The sequence below is a fragment of the Sphingobacterium multivorum genome (assembly GCF_900457465.1).
Taxonomy (GTDB): Bacteria; Bacteroidota; Bacteroidia; order Sphingobacteriales; family Sphingobacteriaceae; genus Sphingobacterium; species Sphingobacterium multivorum.
Genome location: NZ_UAUU01000008.1, coordinates 695,659 through 704,854, shown reverse-complemented (window position 1 = coordinate 704,854; position 9,196 = coordinate 695,659). Strand labels below are relative to the sequence as shown.

Below are 9,196 nucleotides of genomic sequence, written 5' to 3'. Positions count from 1 at the left end.
ATAACTCGGGCATCTCCGCCTCAATATCCAAGGCAAAAAGTGCTTTCGCTCGCACAAAATCTACTTTGGTTAATAGGCTGTGATAGGAAAGCAAGAGCGGAATATGTGGCCGGATCTTGTCCGTTAGTTCGACTAAAATACGGATGACCTCACGCCTACGTTCAAACTCTAGGTCCCTAATTTTATTATTTAACTGAAATACTTCTTCAGGCTCTATATAAGCAGTTTGTCCCGTAGCGGACTCATCATGAATCAAACCTTTGAGCTTTCTTTTATTTTCCGCAAGAATAGGAATACAGAGCCTTCCATCCCGTATCGTCAGATTCCCATCCGCTGTCCATCCGCTGTCCTGTGCGCTCTTAAAGATACTATTGATACGTTTTAGGGCCTCCTGTTCTGCCCGTTGAATTTGTTGGGTTATTTCCAACAGTAATCGGGAAGCATTATTTTTAAGCTTTCCACGCTCGTCAATGACCATTTCGATATCGCGAATAATCCCCTTCTCGATCGGTAAATGCTCAAACAATACCTCTAAATTGGGATAGAGACCTTCCCGCTCATTAAAATAACGGATAATAGCGTAAACAGTCTTGAGGGATAGTAATACCCGAAAAAATTCATCCTCGAGTAAGAACGCGCCCTCGACTCGAGCTTTCTCGATAATGGATCTAAGCGGAAAGAAATTTTCAACAGGAAATGCGCCATCATTCATTAGAAGATCCTTAAACTCACTGGTCTGTCTTAGAAATCGGTCGATTTGGTCAAACCGGGTTTGAGGTTGAATTTTTTCAACTAGCTCACGCCCAGACTCACTTAGGCATTTTTGTTTTATTTTATCTTTTATCTCGGAAAATCCGAGTTTATCAATTGCATTTATTGGATATACCATAGAAATTATATTCTTTGATGGTTAAAGTTCCGTCGGCGGCTTAATGTGCCGTGGCGGTGTAAGAATTGGTCTTTTTTCCAATTCACTTGTTGGTAATTGTGGCTCCACATGGTTTTGTATCACAAGAGTATCCTTGACTGAAGTACCAGGTGTTTTCAGTTGGGAAACCGTATCTTTCTGTGGAGAAGGCGATTCAATTGGTAAATTTGAATTACCGACCGACAATTGGTTCATGAGATAGCCGTTCATGCTTATACCAGTCTTTGTTTGAAAGTTCGTATTAAACAAGGAAGAAGCTTCTCTAAAGGTGAATTTCGTCTTATTAGGCAGATAATGGATAAGTGCTGCAACTCGTTCCTGATAAGCCTGTTGTGCACGCATAACGCGATTGGTGCTATCTTGAATACGCATATTCTGGATTGAATCGCGCGTTCGAATTGAATCTTGCTTTTTCCGTTCTATATCGGCGTAAATCTTATTTTCCTTCGTTAAATTATCCTCCACTTTTTTATAAATCGCAGACATCACTTCAGCATCCTTACCATAATAGTCTAAGTTCTTTCGAAAAGAAACCGAATCCAATCCATATTTATCAAAGGTCACTTGATACAAAGGCAACATTACTTTACGTGCGCTGTCAATGGGTAAAATATTGAGATAGGAGTCTGTCAGTTGGATTTCGGTCAATGCATCCACAAACTTACTTTTGGAGATAATATCTTTCCCTCCAGTTCCGATACAAGAACCAAATAAAAAAATCACTGCAAGTAGATTCAGTATTAATCGTAGCATTTTGTAGTTTTGTACAAATTTACAAAAAGCACCGACATTTGGCACTTTTTACATCATCAAAACTATATCGGAAATGAGTATTGCTAGTAATTTAGAAGCGTTAAGATTGGAAACCGAGGCTGTTGGCGTACAACTTGTAGCAGTTTCAAAAACAAAATCCAATTCGGACATTATGGAAGCCTACGAGGCGGGACAGCGTATATTTGGTGAAAATCATGTTCAAGAATTAGTCGAAAAAGCCGCTCTTTTACCTAATGATATTCAGTGGCATATGATTGGTCACCTTCAAACAAATAAGGTCAAATATATCGCACCATTCGTGAGCTTAATTGCGTCAGTTGATTCTTTAAAATTATTAAAGGAAATTAACAAACATGCGCAGAAAGCGAACCGCACAATCGACTGTTTGCTGCAAGTATATATTGCAGAAGAAGAAACAAAATTCGGTTTCGACCATGCTGAACTAATCGAACTTCTTCGCGACGACGAGTTTCTTGAATTAAAAAATATTCGGATCTGTGGCTTAATGGGCATAGCATCCAATACAGATAATGAAAAGGTAATTAAAGCCGAATTTTATGAGTTAAAAATGTTATTCGATGGAATTAAGGTAAGTTTCTACCGGAAGCAAGAGTATTTCAATATCCTATCCATGGGAATGTCTTCAGACTATAGGCTAGCGATTGAAGAAGGTTCGACAATGGTACGGATTGGAAGCACAATATTTGGCAAAAGAGTAATCAAACACTTCAAAAACAATGATTAAAACAACGATACGAGAGGCAATTGAAAGTGATTGCATCCAAATGCTTGAGCTAATTAAAGAATTAGCTATTTTTGAAAAAGCACCGGACGAGGTCACCGTGTCGCTTGAAGAATTTAAAGATGCAGGATTTGGAAAGAATCCCGTTTGGGGTGCATTTGTTGCCGAAGTGGATGGCGAAATTGTCGGAATTTCATTATATTATGTCCGGTATTCAACCTGGAAAGGTAGAAGACTCTATTTGGAAGATTTGATTGTTACCGAAAGAATGCGAGGTTTAGGGATAGGCAAGCTGCTTTTTGATAAAACTTTAGCTTACGGCAAACAGTGTGGATTTCATGGCATGGTGTGGCAGGTCCTCGATTGGAATGAGCCAGCTATAAAGTTTTATGAAAAATATAAAGCAAACTTCGATGCCGAATGGATTAATGTGTCAATCACGTATTAAATAACGAGAATCATCAATTCAATGCGATTTTACTTTTTTTTAATAGTATTATTTATTAGCTGCGTTCTGTCCGCTTGCAGTGACCACAAAAAGGCCGCTATAGCGAAACAGCCCACAGACACACTTTCCTATAGTCAAAAAATCATCGATGAGCATAGCAATTATTTTCTAAAAGAAGATGATCGCTTGGACACAACTTATTTTCGCGCAAAATACCCGATTTTCCAAGAAAATAAAATCAATACCCTCATATCAAGTATCGTTCATCTTGAAGGCGACACAAGCATGGCAGATGCAGCACATCGCTTTATAAATTCATACAACGAATATGTGGAAGACAATAATGGCAAATCTACATCAACCTGGAGTCGGGATCTACAGATTGATGTGATCGTCAATACACCTGTTTTCTTGGGTATAAGAACCAAACAAGAGGAATATACTGGTGGAGCGCATGGGGACCATTTCACGCTGTACTCCAATTTTGATCGTCAATCTAACAGTGCAATTACAATCAATGATGTCATTCAGGAAGAGAACAAAAATAAATTCGTTCAAATCGCCGAGCAATACTTCCGTAAGCAAGAAGGATTAAGTGCTGATGATTCCCTAAATGGAAAGTACTTTTTTGAAGATGGTAAATTTTCTTTGGCCGATAACTTCACTTTTGAAAAAAACGACATCCTGTTTTACTACAACGTATACGAAATCAAATCTTATGCTGAAGGAAATACTGAATTACGTATTCCCTATACAACATTTAAACATCTGATTTCAGAAAAAGGATTACACTATATTAATAGTATCAACTAGCAATCAACTAAACTAATAAATAAATGCAGGTTTTTAAATTTGGGGGTGCATCAGTAAAAGATGCTGAAAGTGTCAGAAATTCGGCGCGGATTATTTCTAAATACAAAGGCGACGCCTTGTTAGTCGTCATATCCGCCATGGGAAAGACAACAAACCTTCTAGAGAAATTGACCAAAGAATATTTTAACAACACGGGGAACCAATTTCAGACACTTGAAGAGGCGAAAGCATTTCACTTTCAAATCCTTCAAGAATTATTCCCTGAAGCTGAACATCCTATATTTGATGAGATTTCCAACTGCTTTGTGGAGATCGAGTGGATTTTAGAGGAAGAACCTCAAGATTCATATGATTATCTTTTCGATCAAATTGTTTCGATGGGTGAATTTATCTCCACCAAGATTGTTGCAGCCTACGTTGCATTCATTGGTGAAAAGGTAAAATGGCTAGATGCACGAGATTATATATTTACGGACAACACCTATCGCGAAGCTGTCGTAGACTGGAACAAAACGGAAGAAAAAATCCGTGCCGAACTGCCAGCCATCCTAGACGAGTATATTGTAATTACGCAGGGATTTTTAGGTTCTACCTCTGAAAATTTCACAACCACTTTAGGCCGTGAAGGTTCCGATTACTCTGCGGCAATTTTTGCTTCTTGTCTAAATGCCGAAAATGTAACTATATGGAAAGACGTTCCAGGTGTACTTAATGCGGATCCGAAGTGGTTTGAGAAAACCGAGTTGATTCCTGAGCTATCTTATACCGATGCTATCGAGCTTACCTATTATGGGGCTACGGTTATTCACCCGAAAACAATCAAGCCGCTTCAGAATAAAAAGATCGCATTAAATGTGCGATCCTTTGTGGACCCTGACTCACCTGGAACAATGATAAAGAGTACAAACCAAACTTTACCTGTGCCTTCCTTCATCTTTAAGGTGAACCAGATTTTTATTTCCATCTCCCCGAGGGATTTCTCATTTATCGTTGAAGACAATCTGAGAGACATCTTCAACCTATTTCATGAACATCGTATTAAAATTAATATGATGCATAATACGGCGATCAACTTTACGGTTTCCGTCGATGATACTGGAAAAAATCTAGTCGACTTAATTAACGAACTGGAGCAAAAATTCAAAGTCAGGTATGAATCTGGGCTAGAACTCATTACAATCCGTTATTATAATCAAGAAACCATTGATCGCGTTTTGGTTGATAAAGAAGTTATTAGCGAACTAAAGGATACCTATACTTGCCAACTTCTCGTTAAGAAAATATAAATGAACACATTAATCCTTCAAGAGGAGGCTCAACAGTTTTTAGAACGAAACAAACTGGAGTCTCCGACTAAAATCGCTTTAAAAAAATCTCCTTTTGAAGGAATATCATCTTCCGAGCTCGCGGCACAACTCGATGGTAGACAACGGGCGAGCGGCAAAATTCCACTATGGGCCGAAACAGCAGGGATTTACTTCCCCACCAAACTCAATCTCGAACAATGTTCTTCCGAGAAAACCGGATTATTTAAAAGTTCACTCATCGAAAAAAAACAGCCATTTAATTGATGCTACCAGTGGCTTCGGTGTTGATAGCTTTTACTTCTCTAAACGGGCAAAGCAAGTAACATCTTGCGAACTCAATCCCGAACTCGCTGCAATCACCCAACATAATGCAAAGATATTGAAAGCAGAAAATCTTCAGATCATTGCGGCAAATGGAGTTGAATATATACTAAACGATCCAAAGAGAAGATTTGATTATATCTATTTGGATCCTTCAAGAAGAGTTCAAAACAAAAAAGTGTTTCTACTTGATGAATGTGAACCTAATTTGGTTGCCTTGCAAGATGAATTTTTCAAACATGCCAACAAAATAATAAGTAAGCTAGCTCCACTATTGGATATTTCTGCAGCAATACACATGCTGCAACATGTTAAGGACGTTTATGTCGTCTCTTTGCAAAATGACTGCAAAGAACTTATCTTTGTTCAGGAGAAAGGATACGAAGCTGAACCTTGCATCCACGCGGTCAGGTTATATCAAGAACAACAGCAGATTATATCTTTCACTTACGAAAATGAACGTGCAATTTCAAATGACTACAGTAGGCCGCTATCCTATTTATACGAACCGGATGTAGCTCTCTCCAAAGCCGGAGCATTTAAGACTATTGCCGAAGTATTCAACGTAAAAAAACTCCATAAAAATACCCATCTCTACACCTCCGATCAAAAGATCGAAAATTTTCCCGGTAAAACATTCATCATCAAAGAGGTGGAATCATTTACAGATTTTAAGAAAAATAAAAGAGCATTGAATTCCGATATCATCGCCAAAAATTTTCCCTTGAAGACCGAAGAGATCAAAAAGAAATTTAAAATCAAAGACGCTGGTGACTCGTTCACATTTTTCACGACAACCGTGAATGATCAATTTAGTGTCATACATACACAACGTATTTTAGAATAGACATTTTCATTACAATTGTCGAATAACTTCTCCGTAATTTTAATGCATGGATAAAATAGCGTTATCAGCATTGGACTTGGCTCCGATCAAAAAAGGAGAGAATACAGCAAGCGCATTGGCTCGCACCGTAAAAATAGCCCAACATGTAGAAAAATTAGATTTTGAAAGGATATGGGTTGCCGAACATCATAATATGGAATATATTGCCAGTTCAGCAACCTCACTCCTCATACAACATATCGCATCAAACACCAGTTTTATACGCGTGGGTTCTGGTGGGATCATGTTACCAAATCACGCTCCTTTAGTCATTGCAGAGCAATTTGGAACATTAGAAACCTTGTTTCCCGGGCGTATTGACCTCGGTTTGGGACGTGCACCGGGCACTGATCAATTGACCGCAATGGCTTTGCGCAGAAACAACTTGAATACAGCCTTTCAGTTTCCACAAGAGGTAAAAGACTTACAGCGCTACTTCAGTGGAGACAACTACGACGCAAAAGTACGTGCGTTTCCAGGAGAAGGATTGGACATCCCACTCTATATCCTCGGGTCAAGTACCGATAGTGCCTATTTAGCTGCTAGCTTAGGTCTTCCATATGCTTTTGCAACGCATTTTGCTCCGGCACAGTTTGCCTCAGCAAGCATGATCTATCATCAAAATTTTGTTCCTTCTAATACCTTAGAAAAACCATATTTCATCTCTTGTGTCAATGTTATCGCTGCCGATAGTACGGAAGAAGCCAATTTCTTAGCAACAAGCTTCTATAATCTATTCGCTGGTATTGTGACAAATACCAGAAGACCACTTTCAGAACCTACTCAAGAGGTAATCTACAAAGGCATTCCCGCGATAGAGCAAGCTGTACAAAGTATGGCTTCCTGTGCATTTATTGGCGATGGCCCTAAAATCCTTCCGGAAATAGAAAAATTCGTAAACGATCACAAAGTGGACGAGATCATGGCGACTTCCTATATCTTTGATGATGAAAAGTGTCTCCATTCATTATCATTGTTGAAAGAAATTCTTACGTAAGAATCCAAACTACTTTATATACGGTGAATTTTATATATTTAAGCAAAATTCACCGCATATGAATGTTTTTTTTTCCTTCAGCCTGATATTGGGTTTGCTCTCCCTGCAGGCATGTTCAAACCAGACAACAAAACAACAGCAAGATCGACCTGATAAAAAAATAGTATCAGACAGTTTAGCGGTATCGACTGTGGATGACACAACATCTTCTATTTACCAAAAAGCAGACCCTGCTAAAGGTCAGATTTTCCTTGTTCGTAGTTACCGTATCTGGGAAAAGGAAGATCCAACGGCTGTCTTAAATAAAGAATGGTATGATCTTTACGAAGAAAGTGGACAATATTACTTGGCAAAGGCGGATTATGTGATTAAAGATGGTTTTGACGAGTGTGCTCAGGTACCGTCTAAGAGTGTCGAATCACGCAGAAATTCATTGTTATTCTTGAAGTTAAGCGGACTTAAGCCTGGTCTTATTGAACATGTCAAAATAAATCAGGCCGAAATCTGGCCAAAAGAATCTGTACAGTATACTTTTAAAAACCAAAAAGTTAACCTCAAAGCAGTGGGTGATATTAGATCGACTGAAGTGCAAACCGACGAAAACGGTCACGAGAAAGTATTTCATGAGGTTGCCAATTATAAACTCAACTATAGCCCAACTAACGGAGATAAAGAAAAGACAATTTTTCAGGTAGATCAATATGACCATGTATTTATGAGGACATTATTTGTTGGAGATATTGACCGGGATGGCGCGCTGGATTTTATTTTTTCCAATCCAAGGAATTATGAGGAAGAGGCGCTATTACTGCTGCTTTCCAATCATGACAATCCATTGATTTTTGATGCAGAAGAACAGTTTGATTGTTAATACAACGTGAAATGGAAAAAATAAACTATTACCTACATCGAATGCAATCCATTCATAGGGCAATGATTTCGGTCTGTATTTTTTTATTGATCTACTTCATCTCTCCCATTAAAACCATTCCCTTGCTCAATTTAATGTTGTGCTGGTTTGGTTTTTGTCTTGCCTACGTTTCTATATCTTGGTATACATTCTACACCACACCTATTTCTACCATTGCGCGCAAAGCACAGCAAGAAGATGGCAGCCGTCTCTTTGTATCCCTTTTTATTATTTTAGTGACCATAGGCTGTTTTATTTCAGTATTAATGATTATCATATCAAGTAAGGATAAACAGCTGAATGATGCCTACATTATCATTATTTGTATGCTGGCCATGTTGGCTTCATGGATATTGGTTCACACCATATACACCTTTCATTATGCGCGATTATACTACGAACATCACGCAAATGGAGCTGGACTGGAGTTTCCAGGAGATGACCATCCAGATTATTTAGATTTTGCTTATTTTTCATTTGTGATGGGCTGTACCTTTCAAGTATCTGATGTGGAAATATCGTCAAAAAAAATAAGAAGAGTAGCATTATTTCATGGCCTCCTCTCCTTTGCTTTAAATACGTTTGTCGTTGCATTGACCATTAACATCATTTCTGGATTGATCAATTGAGATTTTGGCCAAAAAAGCTTATTTTAGCACAAAAATTACACACATGAAGTTGTTTAAGCCTTTAGTCTCGTCCGTTTTATTCGTTATCTTATTTATCTCGTGTAAAAAAAATGAAAATACAGGTGGTGCTGCGGACGCTTCCGGCAGCTTTATCGGTCGTGTTAAATACCAAGGCAATTCCATTGAAGTGGACCGGGATAATCGCCTGATACGGGTGCTTCGTGATGGTACCGATACCTATAAAATTGAGTTTTTCACAGGCATCCCAAATATTACAGGCGTTCGATTTGATAAAACCAATGATAGCACTTGGACTTCTACTGATACAACACTCTTAAAAGACGTGAAGATCGAAGGAAAGTTGCTAAAAATTAATTATCAATCCAATAGCCAATCTTGGGTTGTGGATAATGCAGTACGTAAATAATAATCAATCTAAAT

12 protein-coding genes are annotated in these 9,196 nt (G+C 38.4%); 10 read left to right on the top strand and 2 right to left on the bottom strand.

From position 1 onward, the window contains the following. Both DTA23_RS11690 and DTA23_RS11685 read right to left on the bottom strand, forming a co-directional pair. The coding region (locus DTA23_RS11690) for a MutS2 family protein (protein WP_502263822.1) at positions 1 to 889 on the bottom strand (889 nt) is incomplete at its 3' end. A gap of 21 nt (positions 890 to 910) precedes the next feature. Next, a complete protein-coding gene (locus tag DTA23_RS11685) occupies positions 911 to 1,681 on the bottom strand; it encodes a DUF4296 domain-containing protein (protein WP_112374799.1) in 771 nt (256 codons plus the stop codon). A 73-nt stretch (positions 1,682 to 1,754) separates the two neighbouring features. Here DTA23_RS11685 and DTA23_RS11680 point away from each other — a divergent pair, with 73 nt between their 5' ends. From DTA23_RS11680 to DTA23_RS11640, 10 genes are all read left to right on the top strand, one after another. Then, positions 1,755 to 2,447: a YggS family pyridoxal phosphate-dependent enzyme gene (locus DTA23_RS11680; protein ID WP_112374798.1), complete on the top strand. Its 693-nt coding sequence runs from the start codon at positions 1,755 to 1,757 to the stop codon at positions 2,445 to 2,447. Next, complete coding sequence (locus DTA23_RS11675; RefSeq protein WP_112374797.1) at positions 2,440 to 2,892, top strand: GNAT family N-acetyltransferase; 453 nt, start codon at positions 2,440 to 2,442, stop codon at positions 2,890 to 2,892. The genes DTA23_RS11680 and DTA23_RS11675 overlap by 8 nt, the downstream gene beginning before the upstream one ends. Positions 2,893 to 2,913: 21 nt before the next feature. After that, positions 2,914 to 3,705, top strand: a complete 792-nt coding sequence (locus tag DTA23_RS11670; protein WP_112374796.1) for a DUF3298 and DUF4163 domain-containing protein — start codon at positions 2,914 to 2,916, stop codon at positions 3,703 to 3,705. A 23-nt stretch (positions 3,706 to 3,728) separates the two neighbouring features. Beyond that, the gene (locus DTA23_RS11665) at positions 3,729 to 4,991 is read left to right on the top strand and encodes an aspartate kinase (protein ID WP_112374795.1); all 1,263 of its coding nucleotides are present in this window, start codon (positions 3,729 to 3,731) and stop codon (positions 4,989 to 4,991) included. Further along, entirely contained in the window at positions 4,992 to 5,276 is a 285-nt protein-coding gene (locus tag DTA23_RS29100; RefSeq protein ID WP_256603517.1) for a hypothetical protein, read from the top strand. Between the two features lie 115 nt (positions 5,277 to 5,391). Continuing rightward, positions 5,392 to 6,180, top strand: a complete 789-nt coding sequence (locus DTA23_RS11660) for a THUMP-like domain-containing protein (RefSeq protein WP_370445088.1) — start codon at positions 5,392 to 5,394, stop codon at positions 6,178 to 6,180. Positions 6,181 to 6,226: 46 nt separating this feature from the next. Continuing rightward, the gene (locus DTA23_RS11655) at positions 6,227 to 7,216 is read left to right on the top strand and encodes an LLM class flavin-dependent oxidoreductase (protein ID WP_112374794.1); all 990 of its coding nucleotides are present in this window, start codon (positions 6,227 to 6,229) and stop codon (positions 7,214 to 7,216) included. Between the two features lie 58 nt (positions 7,217 to 7,274). Continuing rightward, the gene (locus DTA23_RS11650; protein WP_112374793.1) at positions 7,275 to 8,087 is read left to right on the top strand and encodes a hypothetical protein; all 813 of its coding nucleotides are present in this window, start codon (positions 7,275 to 7,277) and stop codon (positions 8,085 to 8,087) included. 11 nt (positions 8,088 to 8,098) lie between these two features. Then, on the top strand, positions 8,099 to 8,755 hold the full coding sequence (locus DTA23_RS11645; RefSeq protein ID WP_172462394.1) for a DUF1345 domain-containing protein: 657 nt from the start codon (positions 8,099 to 8,101) through the stop codon (positions 8,753 to 8,755). Between the two features lie 43 nt (positions 8,756 to 8,798). Continuing rightward, positions 8,799 to 9,182, top strand: a complete 384-nt coding sequence (locus DTA23_RS11640; RefSeq protein WP_115048675.1) for a hypothetical protein — start codon at positions 8,799 to 8,801, stop codon at positions 9,180 to 9,182. Positions 9,183 to 9,196: the final 14 nt, after the last annotated feature.